At 62.9% G+C, this 24,699-nt stretch carries 21 protein-coding genes; 6 read left to right on the forward strand and 15 right to left on the reverse strand.

The features are described 5' to 3' along the window. Positions 1–64: 64 nt before the first annotated feature. The 7 genes from benB to TZ03_RS16800 form a co-directional block, all read right to left on the reverse strand. On the reverse strand, positions 65–550 hold the full coding sequence (gene benB / locus TZ03_RS16770) for a benzoate 1,2-dioxygenase small subunit (RefSeq protein WP_051099245.1): 486 nt from the start codon (positions 548–550) through the stop codon (positions 65–67). Further along, complete coding sequence (gene benA, locus TZ03_RS16775; protein ID WP_051099289.1) at positions 547–1,905, reverse strand: benzoate 1,2-dioxygenase large subunit; 1,359 nt, start codon at positions 1,903–1,905, stop codon at positions 547–549. Before benA ends, benB begins: the two co-directional genes overlap by 4 nt. A 222-nt stretch (positions 1,906–2,127) precedes the next feature. After that, positions 2,128–3,084, reverse strand: a complete 957-nt coding sequence (benR, locus tag TZ03_RS16780; protein ID WP_051099248.1) for a benABC operon transcriptional activator BenR — start codon at positions 3,082–3,084, stop codon at positions 2,128–2,130. A gap of 454 nt (positions 3,085–3,538) precedes the next feature. Continuing rightward, entirely contained in the window at positions 3,539–4,594 is a 1,056-nt protein-coding gene (locus tag TZ03_RS16785) for a GlxA family transcriptional regulator (protein WP_051099250.1), read from the reverse strand. Between the two features lie 140 nt (positions 4,595–4,734). Next, a complete protein-coding gene (gene proX, locus TZ03_RS16790) occupies positions 4,735–5,763 on the reverse strand; it encodes a glycine betaine/L-proline ABC transporter substrate-binding protein ProX (RefSeq protein ID WP_051099252.1) in 1,029 nt (342 codons plus the stop codon). A 68-nt stretch (positions 5,764–5,831) separates the two neighbouring features. After that, positions 5,832–6,785, reverse strand: coding sequence for a glycine betaine/L-proline ABC transporter permease ProW (proW, locus tag TZ03_RS16795; protein WP_051099255.1), 954 nt, complete (start codon positions 6,783–6,785; stop codon positions 5,832–5,834). A gap of 43 nt (positions 6,786–6,828) precedes the next feature. Further along, positions 6,829–7,989, reverse strand: coding sequence for a quaternary amine ABC transporter ATP-binding protein (locus TZ03_RS16800; protein WP_051099257.1), 1,161 nt, complete (start codon positions 7,987–7,989; stop codon positions 6,829–6,831). Between the two features lie 403 nt (positions 7,990–8,392). Between TZ03_RS16800 and TZ03_RS16805 the strand changes: the two genes are divergently transcribed. Then, complete coding sequence (locus TZ03_RS16805) at positions 8,393–9,364, forward strand: LysR family transcriptional regulator (protein WP_051099260.1); 972 nt, start codon at positions 8,393–8,395, stop codon at positions 9,362–9,364. A gap of 92 nt (positions 9,365–9,456) precedes the next feature. Here TZ03_RS16805 and TZ03_RS16810 read toward each other — a convergent pair whose 3' ends face one another. After that, complete coding sequence (locus tag TZ03_RS16810) at positions 9,457–10,188, reverse strand: hypothetical protein (RefSeq protein WP_051099262.1); 732 nt, start codon at positions 10,186–10,188, stop codon at positions 9,457–9,459. 225 nt (positions 10,189–10,413) lie between these two features. After that, the gene (hisN, locus tag TZ03_RS16815; protein WP_051099264.1) at positions 10,414–11,205 is read right to left on the reverse strand and encodes a histidinol-phosphatase; all 792 of its coding nucleotides are present in this window, start codon (positions 11,203–11,205) and stop codon (positions 10,414–10,416) included. 158 nt (positions 11,206–11,363) lie between these two features. Between hisN and TZ03_RS16820 the strand changes: the two genes are divergently transcribed. Continuing rightward, positions 11,364–12,254, forward strand: coding sequence for a universal stress protein (locus tag TZ03_RS16820; protein ID WP_051099266.1), 891 nt, complete (start codon positions 11,364–11,366; stop codon positions 12,252–12,254). 193 nt (positions 12,255–12,447) lie between these two features. On the opposite strand, the gene TZ03_RS16825 is transcribed toward TZ03_RS16820, so the two are convergent. The 4 genes from TZ03_RS16825 to ptrR all read right to left on the reverse strand — a co-directional run bounded on the left by TZ03_RS16825 (position 12,448) and on the right by ptrR (position 15,398). Further along, the gene (locus tag TZ03_RS16825) at positions 12,448–12,969 is read right to left on the reverse strand and encodes an acyloxyacyl hydrolase (RefSeq protein WP_051099267.1); all 522 of its coding nucleotides are present in this window, start codon (positions 12,967–12,969) and stop codon (positions 12,448–12,450) included. A 182-nt stretch (positions 12,970–13,151) separates the two neighbouring features. Beyond that, a complete protein-coding gene (locus TZ03_RS16830; protein ID WP_051099268.1) occupies positions 13,152–13,898 on the reverse strand; it encodes a phytanoyl-CoA dioxygenase family protein in 747 nt (248 codons plus the stop codon). Between the two features lie 54 nt (positions 13,899–13,952). Next, entirely contained in the window at positions 13,953–14,396 is a 444-nt protein-coding gene (locus TZ03_RS16835) for a hypothetical protein (RefSeq protein WP_051099270.1), read from the reverse strand. Between the two features lie 132 nt (positions 14,397–14,528). Beyond that, the gene (gene ptrR / locus TZ03_RS16840) at positions 14,529–15,398 is read right to left on the reverse strand and encodes a putrescine utilization regulator PtrR (RefSeq protein ID WP_051099272.1); all 870 of its coding nucleotides are present in this window, start codon (positions 15,396–15,398) and stop codon (positions 14,529–14,531) included. Between the two features lie 107 nt (positions 15,399–15,505). Here ptrR and TZ03_RS16845 point away from each other — a divergent pair, with 107 nt between their 5' ends. Further along, a complete protein-coding gene (locus TZ03_RS16845; protein WP_051099274.1) occupies positions 15,506–16,891 on the forward strand; it encodes an aldehyde dehydrogenase family protein in 1,386 nt (461 codons plus the stop codon). Between the two features lie 393 nt (positions 16,892–17,284). On the opposite strand, the gene TZ03_RS16850 is transcribed toward TZ03_RS16845, so the two are convergent. Together TZ03_RS16850 and TZ03_RS16855 are read right to left on the reverse strand one after the other, a co-directional pair. Further along, complete coding sequence (locus tag TZ03_RS16850; RefSeq protein WP_051099276.1) at positions 17,285–19,195, reverse strand: AAA family ATPase; 1,911 nt, start codon at positions 19,193–19,195, stop codon at positions 17,285–17,287. Between the two features lie 224 nt (positions 19,196–19,419). After that, positions 19,420–20,319, reverse strand: coding sequence for a helix-turn-helix domain-containing protein (locus tag TZ03_RS16855; protein WP_051099279.1), 900 nt, complete (start codon positions 20,317–20,319; stop codon positions 19,420–19,422). A gap of 171 nt (positions 20,320–20,490) precedes the next feature. Here TZ03_RS16855 and TZ03_RS16860 point away from each other — a divergent pair, with 171 nt between their 5' ends. From TZ03_RS16860 to TZ03_RS16870, 3 genes are all read left to right on the forward strand, one after another. Next, a complete protein-coding gene (locus tag TZ03_RS16860) occupies positions 20,491–21,849 on the forward strand; it encodes a glutamine synthetase family protein (protein WP_051099282.1) in 1,359 nt (452 codons plus the stop codon). 167 nt (positions 21,850–22,016) lie between these two features. After that, complete coding sequence (locus tag TZ03_RS16865; RefSeq protein WP_051099284.1) at positions 22,017–23,105, forward strand: polyamine ABC transporter substrate-binding protein; 1,089 nt, start codon at positions 22,017–22,019, stop codon at positions 23,103–23,105. A 13-nt stretch (positions 23,106–23,118) separates the two neighbouring features. Continuing rightward, on the forward strand, positions 23,119–24,414 hold the full coding sequence (locus TZ03_RS16870) for an NAD(P)/FAD-dependent oxidoreductase (protein ID WP_051099286.1): 1,296 nt from the start codon (positions 23,119–23,121) through the stop codon (positions 24,412–24,414). The last annotated feature ends 285 nt before the right edge of the window (positions 24,415–24,699 follow it).

Here is a 24,699-nt window from a genome sequence, read left to right on the forward strand (position 1 = left end):
TCGCGGGCGAGCCTGGCCACGGCGCGTCGCAGGACGCACCGGGCGGTACTCGCAAAACCCTGTATCAGATGTGGTAGATGTCGATGACCTGGCGCACGTAGTCGTTCTTCAGCACCACCTTCTTGGCCTTGATCAGCGGCTGCTCGCCGCGCAGGTCGAGGGTGTAGAAGCTGGTGCCGAAGTAACTGTCGGTGGTCTTGTAGCGGAAGCTCAGGGTGTGCCAGTTGAAGCGCACCTGGCAGCTGCCCTCGCCCTGCTCGACGATCTCGATGTTGCTGATGTTGTGCGAGGTGCGGGTGTCGGGCACGGTCGCACTGGAACGCTCGGTCTTGATGCGGAACACGCGGTCTTCCAGGCCGCCACGGTTGCCGTACCAGATCAGCGAAATTTCACTTTGTGGGTTTTCGGTGAGAGTGTCGTCATCGTCCCAGCTCGGCATCCAGAAGCTGGCGTCGCTGGCGTACAGCTCCAGCCACTGGTCCCACTGGGCGTCATCCAGGTAGCGCGCCTCGCGGTAGAGGAAGTCGCGCACGGTTTCATACAGGCTCATTGCACGGCCTCCACGGGGATCAGTTGCTGCTCGTCCTTGAGGGCCTGGATCATGGTGTCCTGCCAGTACTTGTGCTGCAGCACGAACAGGCCTTCGTCCTCGGTGCGCACACCGGACAGCAACGGCTTGAGTTCGATTTCCTTGGCGGCATCGTCAGCGCCTTCCACCCAATGCGCCGCACCGCGGGACATGTCGTTCCAGCCGGTGCCGCCGCCGTAGCCGGTCTGGCACGAGCGGAACTCTTCCAGGTCGTCCGGGGTGGCCATGCCGCTGACGTTGAAGAAGTCTTCGTACTGGCGGATGCGCTTGGCGCGGGCATCGGCGCTCTCGCCTTTCGGCGCGATGCAGTAGATGGTGATTTCGGTCTTGTTCACCGAAATCGGCCGGGCAATGCGGATCTGCGAGCTGAACTGGTCCATCAGGTACACGTTCGGGTACAGGCACAGGTTGCGCGAGTTCTCGATCATCCAGTCGGCACGGGCCTGGCCGTAATCGGCGGCCAACTGGTCGCGGCGCTCGTAGGCCGGGCGGTCCTCGGGGTTGGCCCAGCGGGTCCACAGCAGCAGGTGGCCGTGGTCGAAGGAATAGAAACCACCGCCCTGCTTGGCCCAGGCACCGGCGCTCATGGTCTTGATCTCGTCACCGGCCTCACGCTGCTTGCGCTGGTTCTGGGTGGCGGCGTAGTTCCAGTGCACGGAGCTGACGTGGTAACCGTCGGCACCGTTCTCGGCAGTGAGCTTCCAGTTGCCTTCGTAGATGTACGAGCTGGCCCCGCGCAGCACTTCCAGGCCTTCCGGCGACTGGTCGACGATCATGTCGATGATCTTGGCCGATTCGCCCAGGTGCTCGACCAGCGGTTTGACATCGGCATTCAGGCTGCCGAACAAAAAGCCCCGGTACGACTCGAAGCGCGCCACCTTGGTCAGGTCGTGGGAGCCGTCGCAGTTGAAACTATCGGGGTAGCCGGCGTTGCTCGGGTCTTTCACCTTCAGCAGCTTGCCGCTGTTGTTGAAGGTCCAGCCGTGGAACGGGCAAGTGTAGCTGGAGCGGTTGCCGCGCTTGTGTCGGCAGAGCATGGCGCCGCGGTGGCTACAGGCATTGAGGAAGGCATTGAGCTCACCGTCCTTGTTGCGCGCGATGAAGATCGGCTGGCGCCCCATGGTCAGGGTGAGGAAGTCGTTCTTCTCGGGGATCTGGCTTTCGTGCGCCAGGTAGATCCAGTTGCCCTCGAAGATGTGTTTCATCTCCAGGTCGAACAGGCGTGGGTCGGTGAACATCTCGCGCTTGCAGCGGTAGATGCCCTTTTCACGGTCGTCCTCGAGCATGGCATTGAGGTAGTCGAATCCCAGGGACATGGCCAGGGTCTCCATTGTTATTGTTTAGACCTGGTCAGGTTAGGGGCTGGGATTGGCTGGGAATATCCGCTTTGTGCGCAGTGATATCCGTTTTGTGCAGGTTGCTGTGACAGGCTCAAGGGCCTCTTCGCGGGCACGCCCGCTCCCACAGGTATTGTGTAGTGCTCAAGTGTTGTGAAGTTTCTGTGAGAGCGGGTTTACCCGCGAAGAGGCCGGTGCGGTTCAGTGCCGATTGCGGAAGGTTTCCGAGGGCAGCTCGCCAAATTGCTGCCGATACACTTCGGAGAACCGCCCCAAGTGCAGGAAGCCGTAATCCAGGGCCAGCTCAGTCACATTGCGCACGCCACAAGTCGGGTCGTTCAGGCACGCACGCACCCGCTCCAGCTTGCGCTGGCGCACGTAATGCTTGGGTGTAGTGCCCAGATGCTGGTCGAACAGCGCATACAACGAGCGCAAACTCATGCAGGCCTGCTCCGCCAGCACCTCGGCCGACAGCTCCAGCTTCAGGTTGCGCTCGATGTAGTCGAGAATGCGCTCAAGGCCGGCCTGCGGTGCGCTCAGGCTTTCACGGCGGATATTGGTGTTCATCAGGGTCAGCAGCTTGCTGGCGACAATCTGGCTGTAATGACCCTGCACCCGTGGCAGCGAATCACTCACTTCCGCCTCTTGGCAGACCATGGCCAGCAGGTTGACGAAGCCGTCCAGCTCGTCCAGCCGATAATGGTTGCGCAAGAACCGCACGCCGCCGTCGGGGCGCTGCCAGCGCTGTTCATCGCAAATCGAATCCAGCAGCCGGGTCGGCACCTTGAGGATGAATTTCTCGCAGTCTTCCGAATAGGTTAGGTCAACCGGGTCGTCGGGATTGATCAGCAACAGCTCGCCTGGCACCAGGTAATGCTCACGCTTGTGCCCCCGCCAGAGGCAGTTGCCGTTGAGCAGCACTTGCAGGTGGTAGATGGTCTCCAGGGCTGGCGAGGTAACGCGCACGCTGCCGCCGTAGCTGATGCGGCACAGGTCGAGTTCGGCGAACTTGCGGTGGCTGAGGCTGGCCTGGGGATGAGTGGTGCGGGACAGACCGATGCAATGCTGGCCAACATGCTGGTTGACATAATCGGACACAGCATAAGGGTCGGCGTGGTGGAACACGCTACTGCGCTCGCTCAGCAGGCGGCTTTCCATAGGCAAGGCACTCGGTATCGTTATTGTTCTGGTCGCCGCTTCCTACGGCCTTGTGGGCTGTGGTTACGGTCGTCACGGTCATTCTATCGAGCCGGCTGTGGGTCGTGGGGGCAGGCGACAGCCGGTGGATGGGCACACTTAAGCAAAAAGGCGGGGGTTGGGCAATGCAGCGATGGGATTGGATGGGCGGATAGCGGACACGCCAAGTTTGATTGGTGTTCGGTAATCGAACTCATTTTGCAGGTCTGGCCCTATCGCCGGCAAGCCAGCTCCCACCTCGACCGCATAGGCCTCAAACCCTGTGCAATACCTGTGGGAGCCGGCTTGCCGGCGATGAGGCCAGTCCAGGCAATACAAGACAGTTGCTCCCACCGCGGGGCCTGAAGGCTAGCGGTATCCCTGTGGGAGCTGGCTTGCCGGCGATAGGGCCGGTGAAGTTTCGCAGAATTCTGGCTCAGTGGACCGCCACATCCTGGCGCCCTGCCCACCCCTGGCTGCGTGCCCGATACTGTCGTGGTGCAATGGCGAACAACTCGCGAAAGCGCCGGTAGAAATGCGGGAAACTGACAAACCCGCTCGCGACCGCCACTTCGGTCAACGACTTGTTGGTGTGTTGCAACAACTGCCGCGCATGGGTCAGGCGCAGCTCCAGATAATAACGCGGCGGCGTGGCTTGTACATGGCGGCGGAACAGGCGCTCCAGATGCCGCCTGGACAACCCGGCATGCTCAGCGATCTCGTCAATACCAATCGGGTCTTCGATGTTGGCGTGCATCAGCTCCAGGGCCAGGCGTACGCCCTGGGGCAGGCTGGGGTCGATTTCTGGCGCGCTAGCCGGTGCGCCACTCGCCACCCGCGAACGGTCGCAGGCCAGCATCTGCTCCACGGCCCGGCGCAATGCCGGGCCACCGCAGTGTTCAAGCAACGCCAGCATCATGTCCAGGGCACTGCTGGCACCTGCGCAGCTCATGCGGCGGCGGTCCAGCACATGGGCCTGGCGGCTGATGCGCACCTTGGGGAACAGCTCGCTCATCATCGCCCGGCCATCGGGGTGGAAGGCGCAGTCATGCTCGTTGAGCAAACCGGCTTCGGCCAGGAAATAGGCCCCGTTCCACAACCCGCCCAGTTGGCAACCCTGCTGGTCAGCCTGGCGCAGCTTGGCGCGCAGCAGCGGCGCGGTTTCCAGACGTACGCGGAAACCGCCGCATACCAGCAGGCAATCCAGGCCTTGTACGTCCAGATCAGCAAGTTGAGTATTGACCGGTAGAGCGATACCGAGGTCGCTCATCACCTGGGCGCCCTCGCCCACTACCTGGATCTGGAACAATGGCGTGGCACTCATCAGGTTGGCGGTGACCAGGCTGTCCATGGCGGCGGTGAAGGCCATCATCGAGAAGTGCTCGCGCAGGACGAAGGCCACGCGCTGGCAGGGCATTGAAAGTGTGGTGCGGATGGCGGGGTCCAAGTGGGCCAGGTTGGTGTTCTTGAGGATGCTTTCGAAGTGGCTCATGGCTTTAACTCTACTGCGGGAATCGCACTGGCCTCTTCGCGGGCTTGCCCGCTCCCACAGGTATTCCACAGATTTCAGAACCTGTGGAGAGCCTGTGGGAGCGGGCAAGCCCGCGAAGAAGCCAGCGCCGATGGAACAGATTACTTGCTGGCCTGGGCCGCCGCGTCACGCGAGGCCTGCAACCACTGGTCGAACTCCTGGCGGTGCGCCTGCACCCATTCCTTGGCATGGCGGGTAATGTCGGCAGGCTTCTTCTCGCCCTGCTGCATCTTCAGGTTCTGGTTGCTCTCGTCATCGGTGCTGATCTGCACCAGCGAGAGGAACTTCAGCGCCGCCGGGTTCTTCTCGGCAAAGTCCTTGTTCAGCACCGCCACCACCTTGTCGATGGCAAAGCCCAGGTTCTTGCCGTGGTACATGGTATCGACGTCATTGTCACCACCCGGCAGGTCGGTCTTCGGCACTTCCAGCCAGACCACGTCCTTGCCCTCGACCAGCACGCTGGCGATCCACTGCGGTACCCAGGTGAAGTAGAAGATCGGCTTGCCTTCCTTGTAGCGGGTGATGGTGTCGGCCATCAGGGCGAAGTACGAGCCCTGGTTGACGGTAATGCTCTTGTCCAGGTCGTAGGCCTTCATGTGGTGGGCGATCACCAGTTCGCAACCCCAACCCGGGTTACAACCGGTCATGTCGGCCTTGCCGTCGCCGTTGGTGTCGAACAGCTTGGCGATCTCGGGCTTCTTCAGGTCGGTGATGTACTTGATGTTGTACTGGTCGGCGGTTTTCTTGTCGATCAGGTAGCCCTGGGCCACGCCCGGCAGGATGTTGCCGGTCTTGACCATCACATCGTCACCCCCAGCCTGCTGGTAGAACTGGCTGTGCAGCTTTTCCCACAGGTGCACGGTGAAATCGGCATCGCCATTGGCCAGCGCTACCATCATCACGCCGTACTCGGTCTCCTTCGGCTCCTGGACCTTGTAGCCCAGCTCGCGCAGGCCTTCCATGGCCACTTCGCCACGGAAGCGCTCTTCGGCGATGGAGGGGAAGATCGGCGTTACCTTCACGCCCTCGCCCGGTTTTTCCGTCGAAGCGTGTGCGCCCAGCGCAGCGGCCACCAGAGTCAGCGCCGTGGCGCATTTGAGGATGCTGCGGGAGAACTTGGATTCGTGCATCGTCGCTTACCTTCTTCTGATTTTTATCTTCAAGTGCGGCAGATCGAACGTCTCAAAAGTTGCAATGCTCAGGCGGTCTTGCGCCGCCCTTGCGGTTGTGCGGCGCCACACAGGCGCATCACCACGCCTACCGGGCCGGTGTGATACCAGCGCAGGCTCGGGTCGGCGCTGCTGCGGGCGCCCATGGCCTGGGTCAGGCGGTCGAGGAAGATCGCCAGCAGCACCAGCCCCACGCCACCGACCGTGGCCAGGCCCATGTCCAGGCGGCCGATGCCACGCAGTACCATCTGGCCCAGGCCGCCGACCGAAATCATCGAGGCGATCACCACCATCGACAGCGACAGCATCAAGGTCTGGTTGAGGCCGGCCATGATGGTCGAGGTGGCCAGCGGCAATTGCACACGGGTCAGCATCTGCCGAGGGGTGCAGCCGAAGGCACGGGCGGCTTCGATCTTGTCTTCCGGCACCTGGCGGATACCCAGGTTGGTCAGGCGCACCAGCGGCGGCAAGGCGAACACGATGGTCACCAGCACGCCGGGGACGTTGCCGATGCCGAACAGCATCACCACCGGAACCAGGTAGACGAATGCCGGCAGGGTCTGCATGGCGTCGAGCAGTGGGCGGATGATGCGTTCCAGGCGGTCGCTGCGGGCACACAGGATGCCCAGCGGGATACCGATGACGGCGCAGAAGAACACCGAGGTCAGCACCAGCGCCAGGGTGGTCATCGATTCGGACCACACGCCGATCAGGCCGAGCAGGGTCAGGGTGACGAAGCACAGTACGGCCATGCGCTTGCCCGCCAACTGCCAGCCCAGCAGCGACGAGAGGATGATGCCAATGGTCGGCGGAATGCTCTGCAGGATGAACTCGATGCCATTGAGCACCTGGTCGATTGGCCAGCGGATGGCACGGAACACCTCGCGGAAGTTCTGCACCAGAAAGTTCAGGGTGGCGGTGACCCAGTCACCCAGGGGGATGGTGGCCACCTGGAACGGGTCGAGAAGGCTGAATTCGGACATGAGGGCTTACCTCTTCTAATAAACGCTGCGGGCGCTTCTGGTATTAGTGGCGGCTCAGGGTCTGCAGCAGCTCGTTCTTCGACAGCGTGCCCTTGAAGGCGCCCTGGCGGTCGAGCACCGGTACCGGGTATGGCAGGTCAGCCGCGATTCCGAGTACCTCGTGCAACGGCGTGTCGGTATATACCGGGCGCTGCTCGTGCAGGCTGTAGCAGTCACTGGCGGTGGCGCCCTTGGCGTCGGTGTCGACCACGCCAAGCAACTGCCCGCGGTCGTCGACCAGGTAACCGAATGGCACCCCGGCCTGGAAGCTCGGCGCCTTGCCGTTGACCTTGCATACCACCGCAGGGTCGAACTTGGCCACATCGCCGGCCTTGAGCACCCGCGAGCTGTCGAAGCTCTTGAAGAAGGTGCGCACATAGTCGTTGGCCGGCTGGTTGATCAGCTCCTGCGGGGTGCCGATCTGCACCACGCGACCGCCTTCCATGATCGCGATGCGGTGGCCAATGCGGATGGCCTCCTCGATGTCGTGGGAAATGAAGATGATGGTGCGCTGTTGCTCGGCCTGCAGGCGGATCAGTTCGCCCTGCATCTCGCTGCGGATCAGCGGGTCGAGCGCTGAGAACGCTTCGTCCATCAGCAGGATCGCAGGGTCGTTGGCCAGTGCCCGGGCCAGGCCCACGCGTTGCTGCATGCCGCCGGACAGCTGGTGCGGGTAGCTGTGCTCGTGGCCGGCAAGGCCCACCTGGCTCAGCGCCTCACGGGCTCGGCTGTGGCGTTCGGCTACCGTTACGCCGGCGATTTCCAGGCCGAAAGCGGTGTTTTCCAGCACGCTCATGTGCGGCATCAGCGCGAAGGACTGGAACACCATGCCCATTTCCTTGCGCCGGACATCGAGCAGGGCCTTATCGGAAAGCCCGGTGATTTCCTTGCCGTTGAGGTGAATGCTGCCGGAGGTAGGCTCGATCAGGCGGTTGAACAACCGCACCATGGTCGACTTGCCCGAGCCCGAAAGGCCCATGATGACGAAGATCTCGCCACGCTTGACGGAAAAACTTGCATCGAACACGCCGACGACGTGGCCGGTCTTGCTGAAGATTTCGTTCTTGTCGGCACCCTTGCGGAGCATCTCCATGGCCATGTTCGGGTTGGGACCGAACACCTTGAAGATGTTTTTTACCGAAAGAATCTCATCGGCATGGCTCATACGACCCTCTTTATTATGCTTATCAACCAATCTTTCAACATCGCACTTTCAATAAGGCGGGTAGAGATCAGTGCGAGTACGCTTGGCAGTCCGTTCAAATTCGAACGTGAGTCAAAACCGGCACGCAGAATGTCCTGCTTCAAAAAATTGTCCGACATCGATGTCTCGAATGTCGCGCCGTGGGTTTAACGTTAGGCCTTGATCCAGAGCGGGTCCAACGACATTTGCATGACGCTAACCATTACCTGAAGTTATCAATCGCGCCCAAGGCTTGTCGCAGAGCCTGCCACCCCTGCCTGCATGTGCGGGCGCAGCCTTGTGCTGCGAAGAGGCCGGCTCATACACTAGCGCTGCGCTGCCTCGGCGGCGGCGACTCCATCTAATTACAAGGACCTGAAGCGACATGGTCAGACACTCCGAACCCGATCAGACCCTGATCAAGATGCCGTCGCTACGTGCGGTCAAGGTCTTCGTCGCCGCCGCCAAATACCAGAATTTCACCCGCGCCGCCGAGGCGTTGTGCGTGACCCAGGCGGCGGTCAGCCGGCAGATTCGCGAGCTGGAAACTTACCTGGGCGCGGAGTTGTTCACCCGCGTGGGCCGCGCGGTAGAGCTGACGGTGGCCGGTTCGATCTTCTTCGATGCGGTGCAGTTATCGTTCGTCAACATCTCCCAGGCCGCCGAGCGTATTCGCAGCAACACCAACCCCAAGCACGTGGTCACCCTGTGCTGTTCGCCGGCCTTTGCCGCGCTGTGGATGGGGCCGCGGATGCCGAAGTTCTTCGACGAGAACCCGGACATCGACATCAACCTGGTGACCACGCAGAACTTCCTGTCGATGGAGCCAGGGGTACGCCCGGACATCTACATCACCAAACTGGGCAAGATCCAGGCAGGCTACAGCTGCCACCCGCTCAATCATGACGTGATCTACCCGGTGTGTACCGCGCAATACCTGGCCGAGCACCCCGAGGTGCGTACGCTGGAGGGGCTGCGCGACGGTTCGTTGCTCAACCTCAGCCCCTATGGCCGTTCGCAGGTGGCCGAGCACGTGGACTGGCATGTCTGGCTGGCGTTTTATGATATCGACCTGAAGAGCCGTGCCAGCACGGCGCCGCACTTTTTCAATGCCAACGATTACAACCTGCTGGTGCAGCTGGCGTTGGGCAACCAGGGCGTGGCACTGGGCTGGCATCACCTGGTAGCGCCGCTGGTGGCCCAAGGCTTGCTGGTACGGCCCGTGACGCAGGAACTGGTGTTGAAGGACACCTTCCATTTCCTGGCATTCAACGAAGACAAGGAACATGACCCCAGTTGCCGCAGGCTGCGCGACTGGCTGCTGGCGGAGTTTCAGCCGTTGCTGGAATCGTTGTGATCCTGGGCTGCCTGTGCGGGCCTATTCGCGGGTAAACCCGCTCCTACAGGTTTATCACAGGTTCTGAAAACTGTGCTGTTGCGGCCCCCTGTTCACTGTACTGGCAGGAAGTTCATCAACAACAAGCTCTGCGCATAATTCAGCCCGATCCGCCGATAGCGCTCATCCAGCAGTTCCGCCAGCAAGTCCAGCCGCGCGACTATCTTGCCGAACTCCACGGCAAAACTCAGGTTGCTGCCCTCCTCGGAGATCTCGTTGGAGAACAACAGCAACACCCCATTGGCATCCTGCCGCTGGCTGAGCATCCAGGTAGCCTTCTCGATATTGCGCGCCGCGTTGTTGACGAACAGCGGGTCGATGGTATCGGTCATGTAGAACTCGGTGCGCCCGCCGTGCGCCGTGATCAACATGCTGCCGATTGCATAGATGAAGGCGCCGACCCGATCGCCGCGAAACTCCGGGCTCAGCGCAAAACTCAAGGCTGCCAGGTCACGCCGGTTGCCCAATTGCGGCAACGGCTGGCGCTGCTCGATGGCCATGCGGATCTGCCGCTCGGCGGTGGCAGCGTCCACGTAGCCGGACATCTTCCACTGGTTGGGGTTGCGCAGGTACAGCTTGTTCATCAGCACGTACAAGCTCTGCAGGTTGTCGCGCATGGACAGCGTAGCCAAACGGTCGACGCTGGTCTGGAACAGCTCGCTGGGCTTGCCGTTGCCAAACTGGCTGACGATGTCGCGGCCCTGCTCCTGGGTGCAGGCGCACAAGCATGTCAGGGCGCCTGCCAGCAGCAGGCGGGAGAAGAAACTTGGATTGCTTGCAACCATCGGCACCGGGTCGATATTCGGCGGCCGCCTTGGGGATCGAAGCGGCCTGGCCAAGCATAGAGCCCGGAAATCGGAAAAAGTGCAGTGGTTGGGGAGACAGTGGACCTGTGAGGGCCTTTTCGCGGGTAAACCCGCTCCCACAGGTACAGCACAGTTTTCAGAACTTGTGACAAACCTGTGGGAGCGGGTTCACCCGCGAAGAGGCCGGTGCAGGCGACAAATCACTTACATGGCGTGGCGCAACATCTCCACCACCTGCGCATGCAGCGCCGGATCACCACAAGCCACCACGCACCCGCCATTCTGCGCGCTGCTGCCGTCCCACGCGGTGATCACCCCGCCCGCCCCTTCGATGATCGGCATCAGCGCCTGCACGTCATACGGCTGCAGGCTCGCCTCGACGATCACGTCGACAAAACCCGAAGCCAGCATGCAGTAGGCATAGCAATCGCCGCCGTAACGCATCAACCGCGCCTGGCCGGCAACCGCCTCGAACGCCGCCTTGCGCTCGGCGCTATCGAACATGTCCGGGGTGGTGCACATCAGCGTGGCCGCAGCCAGGTCGGCACAGGCACGGGTTTTCAGAGGGATAGCCCCGCGCCAGGCGCCTTCCGGCGTGCCGACAAAGCGCTCGCCGGTGAACGGCTGGTTCATCACCCCGACCACCGGGCGCACGCCATCATTCAAAGCGATCAGCGTGCCCCACAGCGGCAGGCCAGTAATGAAGGCACGGGTGCCGTCGATCGGGTCGAGCACCCAGGTCAGGGGGCTGCTGCCCAGCGCCACGCCTGCCTCTTCGCCGAGAATGCCGTGCGCCGGGTAACGGGCCTGGATCAGCTCACGCATGGCGTCTTCAGCTGCTTTGTCGGCCACGGTCACCGGGTCGTACAGGCGCCCGCCCTTGTCCTCGACATCCAGGCTGGCGCGAAAATACGGCTGGATCGCCACCGCGGCGGCATCGGCCAATTGCTCGGCGAAGGCGCGGAATTCGCCGATCTGTTCAGCACTCAGGGACATGGGACGGACCTCGTGACAATGATGAAGCGCGCATCATACCCGACCCACCGCGCGTTGCGATGCCATGACATGCACCAGCCGAGATCTTGCCCGCCGCACACCGGTCTAGACTGAACAGAACCAGAGCACCGGGGGGCTGCCACACGTGGAGGTGTGAGATGAGCCAGTTCAAGCGTCTGTTCGTCATGCTCGGCCCGCAGATGCGCCACACGCCTGCGCTGCAACGCGCCGCGGCGTTGGCGGAATCCAGCGGTGCCTTGCTGGATATCAATGTATTCGTCGACGATGTCGATACCTTCGGCCTGATGAGCGATGGCCGCGAACGTGAGCGGCTGCTCAGCGACAACCGCCAATGGCTGGCGGACGAAGCCGAACAGCTGGCCAACGCCGGGCTGGATGTGTCCACCGAACTGCTGCTGACTCGGGACCCACTGGGCAGCGTGCTGGAGCGGGTCGAACGGCTGGGTTGCGACATGCTGATCAAGGATGTGCAGCACGAACCGGTGCTCAAGCGCCTGCTGGTAACGCCACTGGACTGGCAATTGCTCAAGGACAGCCCGGTCGCCGTGCACCTGGTCAGTGACATCCGCCTGCCACTGCCGCGGCAGATCGCCGCCGCGGTGGACTTGAATAGCCATGGCGCTGGCGAGCACCTGGATGAGCAGGTGATCCATTGCGCCCATGCCCTGGCGCTGCAATGCAACGCCGAGCTGCACCTGCTGCATGTATGCGATGCGGCCAAGACCCACATCGCCGACTTCGGTGCCGGCACGGTAACCATGCCTGGCTTCGATGGCAGCGTGCGTACCGCGCAGCGGGCAGCGTTCAACCGCCTGGGCGACCATCACCAGATCCCGCTGGAGCGCAGGCACTTCCTCGACGGGGCAGCGACAAGGGCGATTGCCCACTTCGTCGGCCACAGCCGGGCGGACGTGATCGTCATGGGCAGCCATCGGCATGACGCGATGCAGACGTTCCTGGGTGGCACCACCGCGCATGTACTGGAACATCCGCTGTGCAATGTGCTGGCGATCAAGGCGGTACGCTGAGTCCGGTATACCTGAACCGGCCTCTTCGCGGGTAAACCCGCTCCCACAGGGAACGCCATACCTGGAGCAACTGTCTTGTATTGCCTGGACGGGCCTCATCGCCGGCAAGCCAGCTCCCACAGGTACTGCACAGGGCTTGAGGCCTATGCGGTCGAGGTGGGAGCGGGTTTACCCGCGAATGGGCCGCACGGCGTCAGAAGCCCTTGCTGTAGAACAGCGAGTACGACTCGATCCCGTCGTTAGGCTGCTTGAGCCCCGCATTGGAGTAATGCATCGCCCTGAACCCCACCTTCTGCTCCCCCGGCAGCTTCAGGCCAAAGCCGATGCGGTCTTCGAAGTTGACCGCCGAACCCAGGCGCTGGTCGCCCACGTCGGTCTTGGAAAACGCCGCCAGGCCAATGCCAGCCTCGATATACGGGGTGTAGGTGAAACCGCTGAATTCGTAGGTGAACACCGGGCTGAACGACAGCGAATGCGCGCCACTGGCGTCGCCGCCTTCCCAGTAGGTGTAGGCTGCATCCCAGTAACCGGTCAGATAACCGGTGCTGCTCTCCAGCCATTTCTTGTCCCAGTCGAACAACAGGCCAATACGGTAGGTCATGTCGCCTTGGCCAGTGGCGCCAACGGCACCAGACACCTGCGCGGCCTGGGCCAGGTTGGCCCCAGCAAAGGCCAATACTGCAGCGGCCAACGAAGCTGCGAGACGGGTTTTCATCAATGACTTCTCCTGATGGTCTACGGCAAGTGGGGGCTTGGGCCCCTCGATCTTATGCGGTGGCCGGTGCATCCAGACCGGTCACACGAAGTAATACTTTCTTGATTATTGTCCAGATAATCAGAAAGTTGAAAGTGAATTGCCACTATTGGCTAATGCAGTCAGCCCCGCCGTGTACAGAGTCAGTCGTATTCCGCTTCTTCGTGTTCGCCCAGCAAGCGCCTTTGCCTGGGCGTGGCTTCCTCCAGCACTTGCGGGTTGAAACGCCAGTTCAAGTACGGCGAAAACTTCTGCGCGACCATGCGCCGGCCATAATGCACCTGCAACATGTCACGCTCGCGTGACTGGCTGCAGTTGGCACCGCCGCTGTGCCAGACATCACTGCGAAACACCAGCGCGTCCCCGGCCTTGCACAGCACCGGCTGCGCTACGCGGCCTCGCCACTGCGCTTCACCGGCCTGCGGTGGGCGTGCCGCGCGGTGGCTGCCGGGCACGATCCAGGTCGGCCCGATGGCGTGGTCGATATCGCTGAGGTACAGCTGCGCGGTCAGAATCTGCATGGGCTGGGTAAAATCGCCCCGCTCACTGAGCCAGTCGGGCAACTGCATGGGCAAGTGGTCCAGGTGCAGGGCCATACCGGGATAACCCGGGTGGCTGCGCCAGGCGGTTTGCCCGATCACATGGCAGTCGCTGCCCAATGCCGCTTCGGCCAGGGCGATCAGTGGTGGCAGGTCGAGAAAGGGCAACCACAACGGGTTGCGGTTGAACACGCATTTGTAGTGCTCCAGCAACCCCTGGTAGTCCCAGTGGATGGGCTGCAGGTCATCGATGGCGCAGCGCAGCAAGGCGATACGCAACGGTTCGAGCACACCGGGGAGCAGCACATAGCCCCGCTCGTCCAACATCTCCAGCTGAAGGTCCAGGCTCATGGCGATGCGCTCCTTTCAGGCAGGAGCACATCTGTACTCCCGCCCGTTTTTCCATCAACGCCAATTCAAGTTCACGGTCGTGGGGGCATTGCCACTCACGGTCACCAACTGCTGCAGCGTCCCGCCTTCGGCGTTGCCAGTGACTTTGTACTTGCCGGGAGGCAGTTGCACGTAAAGCAATGGCCCGGCATCCGTGACACTGAGCACGGGCTGCCCCTGGGCATTGTGGATGTCGACAGCGGCGCCGCTCTGAAACTTGCCTTCAGGCCCGGTAGAGAGCTCTACGTGCAGGTTGTAACCCGTGGTCTTGCGCAAGGCATTGGCTTCATCCTGGCCAATACCGCCTTGCAGGTAGCGGATACCGTTCTGCTCCTGGGGTTGCAACTGCACAGCCTGCATGTCGATGGGGGCATCGAGGTCGGCAGCGGCCGCCAGGGTCCATGGCATGGCCAGGGCGACCAGCAGTGCCGCACCGAGGGCATAGTGATGGTTACGCATGGTATGACCCTCCTCGGAGGATGGCTTACCTATTATCTGATGCTTCAGGCCTGACAGCGTTCGTGCTGATGCATGGTTATCGTGGTGGGATTCGGCACTGGCGAGAAAAGCCGATGTAAATTTAGCGTTGAATCATGAGCTTGTACGCCCTTCTTCAAGTAGTTTCACAAACATGCTCAAGCTGCGCGAGACCGTGCCCCGGCGCCAGACCAACCAGGTTTTCAGGTAGCGGAAGGCCTCCGACATCGGCCAGGCGCTGACGGTACTGCAACCCGGCATGTTGTCGAGCATGCTGCGCGGCATCATCGCCAGGCCGGCACCGGCGCTGACGCAAGCCAGCATGCCGTGGTACGACTCCATCTCGTGGATCTTGCCCGGCACCGCCTGGTCCTGGACGAACCAGTTTTCGAAATGGTGGCGGTACGAACAGTTGGCGCGGAAGGCGTAGATGCTTTCGCCGTTGACGTCCTGGGCGCGGGTCACTGGTGCATGGTTCAGCGGGGCGATGACCATCATCTCTTCCTCGAACACCGGTATGCCCTCCAGGGTCGGGTGCAGCACCGGCCCGTCGACGAACGCCGCAACCAGGCGGCCAGACAGCACGCCCTCGAGCATGGTCCCCGACGGCCCGGTGGACAGGTCCAGGTCAACCTTGGGGTAACGCTGGTTGTACGCCGCCAGCAAGGCCGGGATGCGCACCGCCGCCGTGCTTTCCAGCGAACCGAGGGCAAAGGTGCCCTGCGGGTCTTCGCCAGCTACGGTCAGCCGCGCTTCATGCACCAGGTCGAGGATGCGCCGGGTGTACTCGAGGAAGTTCCAGCCCGCGGGTGACAGGCGCAGGCGGCTCTTTTCACGAATGAACAGCTCCACCCCCAGGTCTTCCTCCAGTTGCTTGATGCGCGTGGTCAGGTTGGACGGCACCCGATGGATATGTTGCGCGGCAGCACTGATGCTGCCCTGCTCTGCCACGGCCTTGAAGATCTCCAGTTGCACCAGGTCCACAGCCTTTCTCCAAACGTGAATGTTTCACTCATTATTATTCAGTTTTCATTAAAGCCATAGCCCACTAGTCTGGCGTCACTGATTAACAACAACGAGAGTGTCCCGCCATGAGCGCGATCAGCAGCCTGACCCACGCCATCTCCCTCGACCCGTACAGCGGCGAGCAGATCGGCGCCTACCCGTTCGACACCGACGCCGCACTGGAAGCGGCGCTGCAACGCGCCAAGGTTGGCTACCGCCAGTGGCGCCAGGTGTCGCTGGGTCAGCGCAGCGAGTACCTGCTCGCCCTGGCCAGCACCCTCGAAGCCAAGGCCGAAGCCTTCGCGCAAATGATCAGCCGCGAGATCGGCAAGCCGATCGCCCAGGCCCGTGGTGAAGTCAGCAAGTGCGTCGGGCTGTGCCGCTGGTACGCCGAGCACGGCCCGGCCATGCTCGCCCCCGAGCCGACCCAGGTCGAAAAAGCCCGTATCGAATACCGCCCGCTGGGCCCGATCCTGGCCGTGATGCCGTGGAACTTCCCGGTCTGGCAGGTACTGCGCGGCGCCGTGCCGGCGATCCTGGCCGGTAACACCTACGTGCTCAAGCACGCACCGAACGTGATGGGCAGCGCCTACCTGCTGGGCGAGCTGTTCAGGGATGCCGGCCTGCCGGAAGGTGTGTTCGAAGTGCTGAACGTGACCCCGGACGGCGTCACCCGCGCCATCAACGACCCGCGTATCGCTGCCGTGACCCTGACCGGCAGTGTGCGTGCCGGCATGGCGATTGGTGCCCAAGCCGGTGCCGCGCTGAAGAAGTGCGTGCTGGAGCTGGGTGGTTCCGACCCGTTCATCGTGCTGGCCGATGCCGACCTGGACGCCGCCGTGAAAGCTGCCGTGATCGGTCGCTACCAGAACACCGGCCAGGTCTGCGCCGCGGCCAAGCGCCTGATCGTGGAAGCGAGCATCGTCGAGGAATTCACGCGCAAGTTCGTTGAAGCCACCCGCGAGCTGAAACTCGGCAACCCGCTGGAAGACGACACCTATATCGGCCCGATGGCCCGCTACGACCTGCGCGATGAGCTGGATGGCCAAGTACAGGCGACCCTCGCCGAAGGCGCTACCCTGCTGCTGGGCGGCAACAAGGTCGAAGGCGTGGCCAACTTCTACGCACCGACCGTGTTCGCCAACGTCACCCCGGACATGACTGCGTTCAAGCAGGAGCTGTTCGGGCCGGTGGCGGCGATCATCAGCGCACGCGATGCCGAGCATGCGGTCGAGCTGGCCAACGACAGCGAGTTCGGCCTGGCCGCGACCATCTACACCGCCGACTACGCGCTGGCCGAGCGCATGACCGCGGCGTTGGATACCGGTGGCGTGTTCATCAACGGCTACTGCGCCTCCGACCCCCGCGTGGCGTTCGGTGGCGTGAAGAAGAGCGGTTTCGGCCGGGAGCTGTCGCACTTTGGTGTGCGTGAGTTCACCAATGCCCAGACTGTGTGGCTGGACCGTAACTGATTCGGCAAATCGGGGCTGCGTTGCAGCCCATCGCCGGCAAGCCAGCTCCCACACCGACCACATAGGCCTCAAGCCCTGTGCAGTACCTGTGGGAGCTGGCTTGCCGGCGATGAGGCCAATCCAGGCAATACAAGACAATTGCTCCCCACAGGTCTCAAGCCCTGTGCAGTACCTGTGGGAGCTGGCTTGCCGGCGATGAGGCCAGTCCAGGCAATACAAAACAGTTGCTCCCCACAGGCCTCAAGCCCTGTGCAGTACCTGTGGGAGCTGGCTTGCCGGCGATGAGGCCAGTCCAGGCAATACAAAACAGTTGCTCCCCACAGGCCTCAAGCCCTGTGCGGTACCTGTGGGAGCTGGCTTGCCGGCGATGGGCCGCAAAGCGGCCCCAAAATATCAATCCCTGACCTGGTCCTTGACCCAATCCAGCATCCCTCCCGGCACGATCAACTCATGCCGCGCCCGCGAACAGGCGGTATACAACCCCGCCAGCAGCCGTGCCCGCTCATTGCGGTTACCCGCCACCTGCGGCGGTACCATCAACTCCGGCGACACCATCACCCGGGCGAACTCCATGTTCTTCACATCCCTCACCCGCCCCAGGAACAGCTTGGGCGCCTTGTCCCAGCGGTAACGGCTCTTGGCCTTGGCGAAGTGCTCCGGCGTGTAGCCCTTGCGCAACATGTTGGCCACGGCGATGAACGCCTTGTCATCACCCTTGTCCTGCTCCAGCGCCTGCCAGCTGGCATAGCGGAACAGCATCGGGTGGCGCGGCCGAGTGCCATGGCGGTACAGCTCGATGCAATCCTCGACGAACAGTTCGAAGTCCTTGCGCGCACTTTTCAACAGCACGAACGGCACACCTTGGTGCGTCAGGCGCTGGAACCAGCCGAACAGGCCCCATTCGTCATCGACGATCAATGCCGTGGGTTGCTCTGGCACCGTCACCGCATCGAAGAAGCTGACCCGGGTGTAATGTTCGGCACTGCCGCTGAAGGCCGCCTGGATCGCAGCCGGATGGGCCTGGATCAGCGGGTTGAGCACATTGTCCATCGCCGGCCCGGCCCGCAGCGAGTGATCGATGCAGCGCTGGCGGATGAAGCTGCCATGGTGCGGGCTGAGGCCGTTGAGGTTCTGCAGCTCGTCACCCAGGGCAATGATCGACTGTGGGCTGCGATCGAGCACGGCAAGCATCGGTGCCGATAGCTCATGGGCTTCGTCGACGATGACATGGGTGTAGCGGCTGTCGATCACATACCCGGTCAGCGACAACAGCTTGACCCGGTGGTAGTCACGCACCGGCAACTGGATTTCCCGCGCCGATGGGCGAATCAGCTCCTGCCAGTACAGCCGGGCCTTTTCCAGCAGTACCTCCTGGTCCAGCGGCGTGGTCCCTGGCCCTGCCCATGGCAGGTGGTGCAACTGCAGCTGGGTATCGGCACTGTGGCAAAACGTGCGAACCGCGCGGATGCACAAGGCGACCACATCGCGGGCGGCGAGCGGGCCAATGTCGGGGATGGCCAGCCAGCGCACCACTTGCGCATCCTGCGGGCGCCACGACAGCTTGGTGCGATACGGGTCGCGCAAGCGCCAGCCGTTGCTGGTGAGGTCGCGGTTGAGCAGCTCGTCGGCCAGTTGGCCGAAGGTCAGGGCGGTGTAGGCTGCGGCGTCCTTGACCCGCGCTTGCAGTGCTCGCAGCTGGCCTTCGGTCAACGCCAGCAGTAGCGTGCGCTGTGGGTCGAGCAAGCGGGCGAACTGGTGAATCAGGAACGTCTTGCCGGTACCGGCAAAGCCCTGCACGGCCACCGACTCGTCGATACCACTCAGGAACTCGCGCAGCAAACGGTTCTGTTGGTCGCTGAGCATCAGGTCGCTGGCCAGCGACGGCAGGTACACCGGGTGCAGCGGCGTTGCCCGCTGGCGGTAGAGGTCGGCGAACTGGAAGTTCCACTGGCCCTCGGCATCCAGCAGCTCGTCAGCCTTGTACTCGACTTCGGCCGATAGCAATGCCATACCGTTTTCGCCCAGCATGCCCAGGCCCATGGCGAAGGCTTCGCGATCGAAGCGCTGCGCCACCTGGCCCTGGAAGCGCCCAGGCGCGGCGCTTTCGACTTGGTTGGCGATGCGCACGATTTCGGCAAAACGGCGCTCCTGCACATCCGCCGAGGCATTGGCGGGCTGGTGTGGCAGGTTTTGTACGAACAGCGCCGCCGCGGCGTCGAGGACGCTGGCGCTGGTGAAAAAGTCAATGTCAGGTTCGCTGGCGAGGCGGTCGGCCTGGTCGCTGGGCAAAGGCAGGTAGAACATCCGGTACCTCGGGTTGAATCAGGGCGGCACGATAGCAATTTTCGGCGTGGGATGCTGGGTTCAAAATCTGAAGGCTTGCGCAATCTTTGTGGGAGCGGGCATGTCGAGGCGTCGAACCGCCGCGAACACCGGCAAAGCCGGTGCCATCCACCGCGCTGGATTCTTCGCGGGCACGCCCGCTCCCACAGGTACTGTACTGGCTTCGAGTTGCCTTACCTCCAACCTCACCCCCTGCCCCGCTTCAAGGTTTCACTTGGAAATTCCTTGAACAACTGCCGGTAACTCTCTGAAAACCTTCCCAAATGCCAGAACGACCAGCGCATCGCAACCTCGGCCACGGTCACCCCAGCGCCGCGCAACAAATCGCGCCGCGCGCCGTTCAGCCGGCGCAAGCGCAGCCAGTGCGCCGGCGGCATGCCGGTAAACGCCTTGAACGCCTGCTGCAACTGACGCAGGGAAACCCCGGCGACATCCGCCAGCTCCACCAGGTTCAGCGTCTCTTCTGGGCAGTCGGCCGCCCACTCACTGACCCGACGCATGATCGCCCGTTCCTCGTCACGCCGCCCCAACGCCACCCCCTGCAGGCGCTGGCAGGCGTTGTCGAGGATGAACAGGCAGTCTTCCAGCAGTTGCTCGGCCAGGGCCTGCCCCTGCAGCGGGCAATCGGCCTCGCCCAGACGGGTCAGCGTGGCGCTCAGCCAACTGCCGAACAGCGCATTCTGCCCGCTGCCCAGTGGCACCATGAACAGCCCCTCCAGGCGCTGCGGGTCCAGCCCGTGGCGGGCCAGAAAGGGCTGGTCGAACACCACCGCCACTTCCTGGTAGTTCTCCGGCGTGATCCAGATATTGCGGCTTTGTTCGTTCAGCAGGTACAGGCTGTTCTCGCTACGGTCGAAGCAGAACGCCAGTGAACCGCTCGGCGCGCGGAAAAACTGCTCGACGCGGGTATTCAGCCGTTCCTCGTACACCTCCACGCCATCCAGGCCCAGGCAGCGCAGCTCACCGCTGAAATGCCCGGGCGACATCTGCCGGTACTGCTGCTGCCAGCCTGGGCTGGCGCGCACTTGCTCGGTGACGTCAGTGGTGTGGAAAGCCTGGACTTGCAAGGCATTGGGCATTGTCACGCAGGATCCTGATTGCACTCTTTTGGTGCATTAATTGCCGAAGAAAGTGGATAGATCGGCCCCGGGGGCTGCGACCAAGATAGTCTCCAGCGTGTCACCTGGGAAGCGTAACGCCTGCAAACCGTGTAACGGCTGCCCGCTCCCACATTAAAACCCAACCAAGAGGTCTGTATGAACGCCCCCTTCGATCAGCTGTCCACCTGGCTGAAAGAACACCGGATCACCGAAGTCGAATGCGTGATCAGCGACCTGACCGGCATCGCCCGCGGCAAGATCGCGCCCACCGCCAAGTTCCTCCACGAGCGTGGCATGCGCCTGCCCGAGAGCGTGCTGCTGCAAACGGTCACCGGCGATTACGTCGACGATGACATCTACTACAGCCTGCTCGATGCCGCCGACATCGACATGGTCTGCCGCCCCGACCCAACCGCGGTGTACCAGATCCCCTGGGCGATCGAGCCGACCGCGATCGTGATCCACGACACCTTCGACAAGCAAGGCAACCCCATCGAGCTGTCGCCACGCAACGTGCTGAAGAAGGTGCTCAAGCTCTACGCCGACAAAGGCTGGCAGCCGATCGTCGCACCGGAGATGGAGTTTTACCTGACCCAGCGCTGCGAAGACCCAGACTTGCCGCTGCAGGTACCACTGGGGCGCTCCGGCCGTGCCGAAAGCGGCCGCCAGTCGTTCTCGATCGATGCCGCCAACGAATTCGACCCGCTGTTCGAAGACGTCTACGACTGGTGCGAGCTGCAGGGCCTGGACCTGGACACGCTGATTCACGAAGACGGCCCGGCGCAGATGGAGATCAACTTCCGCCACGGCGACGCGCTGGACCTGGCCGACCAGATCACCGTGTTCAAGCGCACCATGCGCGAGGCGGCGCTCAAGCACAACGTGGCCGCCACCTTCATGGCCAAGCCGATCACCGACGAGCCGGGCAGCGCCATGCACCTGCACCAGAGCGTGGTGGACATCGCCACCGGCAAGCCGATCTTCGCCAATGAAGACGGCAGCATGAGCCAGCTGTTCCTGCACCACATTGGCGGCCTGCAGAAGTACATCCCCAAGCTGCTGCCGATGTTCGCGCCCAACGTCAACTCGTTCCGCCGCTTCCTGCCAGACACCTCGGCACCGGTGAACGTCGAGTGGGGCGAAGAAAACCGCACCGCCGGCCTGCGCGTGCCCACCTCCGGCCCCGAGGCGATGCGTGTGGAAAACCGCCTGCCGGGCGCCGATGCCAACCCGTACCTGGCCATCGCCGCCAGCCTGCTGTGCGGCTACCTGGGCATGATCGAGCGGATCGAGCCCAGCGCACCGGTGCAGGGGCGCGCCTACGAGCGCCGCAACCTGCGCCTGCCGATCACCATCGAGGACGCCCTGCAGCACATGGAAGACTGCGAGGCCGTGCAGCAATACCTGGGCAGGTCGTTCGTCCAGGGCTACGTGGCGGTCAAGCGGGCCGAGCACGAGAACTACAAGCGGGTCATCAGCTCGTGGGAGCGTGAGTTCCTGATGCTGAGCGTCTGATCCACCCTTGGGGGTGCTTTGCACCCCATTCGCAGGCAAGCCAGCTCCCACAGGTTACCCATGAATCTGAAGCTGCGCTGTACCTGTGGGAGCTGGCTTGCCTGCGAATGGGCTGCAAAGCAGCCCCCTACACCGACTTCCAAGAACAAGACCAACGAGGTGTCCCCATGCGTCATCTGCAAACCCTGATCCCCGCCGCGTTCACCCTGCTGTTCGCCACCACCACCCAGGCCACCCCCTCGGTCAGCGTGTACAACTGGACCGACTACATCGGCGACACCACCCTGGCCGACTTCCAGGCCAGCAGCGGGATCAAGGTGGTGTATGACGTGTTCGACTCCAACGAAACCCTGGAAGGCAAGCTGCTGGCCGGGCGCACCGGCTATGACGTGGTGGTGCCGTCCAACCACTTCCTCGCGCGCCAGGCTCAGGCCGGTGCGTTCCTGCCGCTGGACCGCAGCAAGCTGCCGAACTGGCAGCACCTGGACCCCAAGCTGCTCAAGCAGCTTGAACAGAACGACCCCGGCAACCAGTACGCGGTGCCCTACCTGTGGGGCACCAACGGTATCGGCTACAACGTCGACAAGGTCAAGGCGGTACTGGGCATCGACCATATCGACTCGTGGGCGGTGCTGTTCGAGCCCGAGAACCTGAAAAAGCTCAAGCAGTGCGGCGTGGCGTTCATGGATTCACCTGACGAACTGTTCCCGGCCATGCTCCACTACCTGGGCATGGACCCGCGCAGCGAAAAACCGGCCGATTACGCCAAGGCCGAAGCCCGCTTGCTCGAACTGCGCCCCTACATCACCTACTTCCACTCCTCCAAATATGTCTCCGACCTGGCCAATGGCAATGTCTGCGTGGCCTTCGGCTACTCCGGCGACGTGTTCCAGGCCGCCAACCGCGCGGTGGAAGCGAAAAACGGCGTGAAAATCGCCTACAGCATTCCCAAGGAAGGCAGCAACCTGTGGTTCGACCTGCTGGCCATCCCCAAGGATGCCAACAACCCCGAACAGGCCCTGGCCTTCATCAACTACCTGCTCGACCCCAAGGTGATCGCCAAGGTCAGTGCCACGGTCGGCTATGCCAATGCCAACTCCGATGCCCCGGCCTACATGGATGCATCGCTGGTGAGCAACCCCGAGATCTACCCGCCCCAGGACGTGCTGGACAAGCTGTACATCTCCAGCACGCCGAGCCCGAAGATCATGCGCGTCATGACTCGCTCCTGGAGCAAGATCAAGTCCAACCGCTGAGCCGAGAACGCCCATGTCTGCAAATACCCAACACACCGCTTCGTACTACGCCGCCACGGCGCGCGATGCGGCGCCCTACCCCAGCCTGGACGGCGAACTGACGGCCGATGTGTGCGTGGTCGGCGGCGGCCTTACCGGGGTCAACACGGCCCTTGAGCTGGCCGAGCGCGGCCTGTCGGTGGTCCTGCTGGAGGGCCGGCGCATCGGCTGGGGCGCCAGCGGGCGCAACGGCGGCCAGCTGATTCGTGGCATCGGCCATGACGTCAGCGGCTTTGCCCGGCATGTCGGCCAGGACGGCGTGAACTACCTGAAGCAGGCCGGCATCGAGTCGGTGGCGCTGGTGGCCAGCCGCATCGCCCGGTACGGCATTGCCTGCGACCTGCGCTGGGGCTTCTGTGAATTGGCCAACACAGCGGCCCAGTTCGCCGCCTTCAAGGACGAACAAGATGACCTGGCGGCGCTCGGCTATCGCCCTGAGACCCGCCTGGTCGGCGCCGAGCAGTTGCATGAGATCGTCGCCAGCGACCAGTACGCTGGCGGCCTGGTGGACATGGGCTCGGGTCACTTGCACCCCCTCGACCTGGTCCAGGGCGAAGCCCGCGCCGCTCATGGCCTGGGCGTGCGCATCTTCGAGCAGAGCCCGGTGCTGCGGATCGAGCATGGCCCCAGCGTGACCCTGCACACTGCCCGTGGCAAGGTGCGGACGAGCAGCCTGGTGCTGGGCTGCAACGCCCACCTCGATGAGCTGGAGCCGCGCTTGAGCGGCAAGGTACTGCCGGCCGGCAGCTACGTGGTGGCCACCGAGCCGTTGCCCGAAGCGCTGGCCAGCACCCTGATCCCGCAAAACATGGCGCTGTGCGACCAGAAAGTCGGCCTGGACTATTATCGCCTCACGGCTGACCGCCGCCTGCTGTTCGGCGGCGCCTGCCACTATTCCGGCCGCGACCCCAAGGACATCGCCGCCTACATGCGCCCCAAGGTGTCGAAGGTGTTCCCGCAACTGGCCAACGTGCGTATCGACTACCAGTGGGGTGGCATGATCGGCATCACCGCCAACCGCTTCCCCCAGGTCGGGCGCCTGAGCCAGCACCCCAATGTGTATTACGCCCAAGGCTATTCCGGGCATGGGCTCAACGTGACCCACTGGACGGCGAAACTGCTGGCCGAAAGTATCGCCCTCGGCCACAGCCACGGCCTGGATGTATTCAGCGCCGTGCCACACCTGACCTTCCCGGGCGGCAAGGCACTGCGCTCGCCGCTGTTGGCACTGGGAATGTTGTGGTACCGGTTGCGTGAGGCACTGGGGTGAGTTGGCGGGGCCGCTTTGCGGCCTACTGTGCAGTACCTGTGGGAGATCACACAGCCCTACGGGCTGCCCTGTCGCGCAGAGAACTCAATTCGTAAGCGCGACGCGGCCTGTGTGGGAGCGGGCGTGCCCGCGAAGAATCCAACGCGGTGGGTGGCACCGGCTACGCCGGTGTTCGCGGGCACGCCCGCTCCCACAAGGACCCTGCTAAATCAATAAGTTATATGTTGTTCTATGAGAGTCCACCCGCCGCCTTGGCGCCGCGCTGTCGCGCAGCAAACTGAGGGC

The sequence above is a fragment of the Pseudomonas sp. 10-1B genome (assembly GCF_000935045.1).
Lineage (GTDB): Bacteria > Pseudomonadota > Gammaproteobacteria > Pseudomonadales > Pseudomonadaceae > Aquipseudomonas.

What these genes read in the sequence shown, in the direction of transcription:
- benB (WP_051099245.1), bottom strand. Translation starts at nt 550, where the DNA reads ATGAGCCTGTATGAAACCGTGCGCGACTTCCTCTACCGCGAGGCGCGC.
- benA (WP_051099289.1), bottom strand. Translation starts at nt 1,905, where the DNA reads ATGTCCCTGGGATTCGACTACCTCAATGCCATGCTCGAGGACGACCGT.
- benR (WP_051099248.1), bottom strand. Translation starts at nt 3,084, where the DNA reads ATGGAAAGCCGCCTGCTGAGCGAGCGCAGTAGCGTGTTCCACCACGCC.
- TZ03_RS16785 (WP_051099250.1), bottom strand. Translation starts at nt 4,594, where the DNA reads ATGAGCCACTTCGAAAGCATCCTCAAGAACACCAACCTGGCCCACTTG.
- proX (WP_051099252.1), bottom strand. Translation starts at nt 5,763, where the DNA reads ATGCACGAATCCAAGTTCTCCCGCAGCATCCTCAAATGCGCCACGGCG.
- proW (WP_051099255.1), bottom strand. Translation starts at nt 6,785, where the DNA reads ATGTCCGAATTCAGCCTTCTCGACCCGTTCCAGGTGGCCACCATCCCC.
- TZ03_RS16800 (WP_051099257.1), bottom strand. Translation starts at nt 7,989, where the DNA reads ATGAGCCATGCCGATGAGATTCTTTCGGTAAAAAACATCTTCAAGGTG.
- TZ03_RS16805 (WP_051099260.1), top strand. Translation starts at nt 8,393, where the DNA reads ATGGTCAGACACTCCGAACCCGATCAGACCCTGATCAAGATGCCGTCG.
- TZ03_RS16810 (WP_051099262.1), bottom strand. Translation starts at nt 10,188, where the DNA reads ATGGTTGCAAGCAATCCAAGTTTCTTCTCCCGCCTGCTGCTGGCAGGC.
- hisN (WP_051099264.1), bottom strand. Translation starts at nt 11,205, where the DNA reads ATGTCCCTGAGTGCTGAACAGATCGGCGAATTCCGCGCCTTCGCCGAG.
- TZ03_RS16820 (WP_051099266.1), top strand. Translation starts at nt 11,364, where the DNA reads ATGAGCCAGTTCAAGCGTCTGTTCGTCATGCTCGGCCCGCAGATGCGC.
- TZ03_RS16825 (WP_051099267.1), bottom strand. Translation starts at nt 12,969, where the DNA reads ATGAAAACCCGTCTCGCAGCTTCGTTGGCCGCTGCAGTATTGGCCTTT.
- TZ03_RS16830 (WP_051099268.1), bottom strand. Translation starts at nt 13,898, where the DNA reads ATGAGCCTGGACCTTCAGCTGGAGATGTTGGACGAGCGGGGCTATGTG.
- TZ03_RS16835 (WP_051099270.1), bottom strand. Translation starts at nt 14,396, where the DNA reads ATGCGTAACCATCACTATGCCCTCGGTGCGGCACTGCTGGTCGCCCTG.
- TZ03_RS16845 (WP_051099274.1), top strand. Translation starts at nt 15,506, where the DNA reads ATGAGCGCGATCAGCAGCCTGACCCACGCCATCTCCCTCGACCCGTAC.
- TZ03_RS16850 (WP_051099276.1), bottom strand. Translation starts at nt 19,195, where the DNA reads ATGTTCTACCTGCCTTTGCCCAGCGACCAGGCCGACCGCCTCGCCAGC.
- TZ03_RS16860 (WP_051099282.1), top strand. Translation starts at nt 20,491, where the DNA reads ATGAACGCCCCCTTCGATCAGCTGTCCACCTGGCTGAAAGAACACCGG.
- TZ03_RS16865 (WP_051099284.1), top strand. Translation starts at nt 22,017, where the DNA reads ATGCGTCATCTGCAAACCCTGATCCCCGCCGCGTTCACCCTGCTGTTC.
- TZ03_RS16870 (WP_051099286.1), top strand. Translation starts at nt 23,119, where the DNA reads ATGTCTGCAAATACCCAACACACCGCTTCGTACTACGCCGCCACGGCG.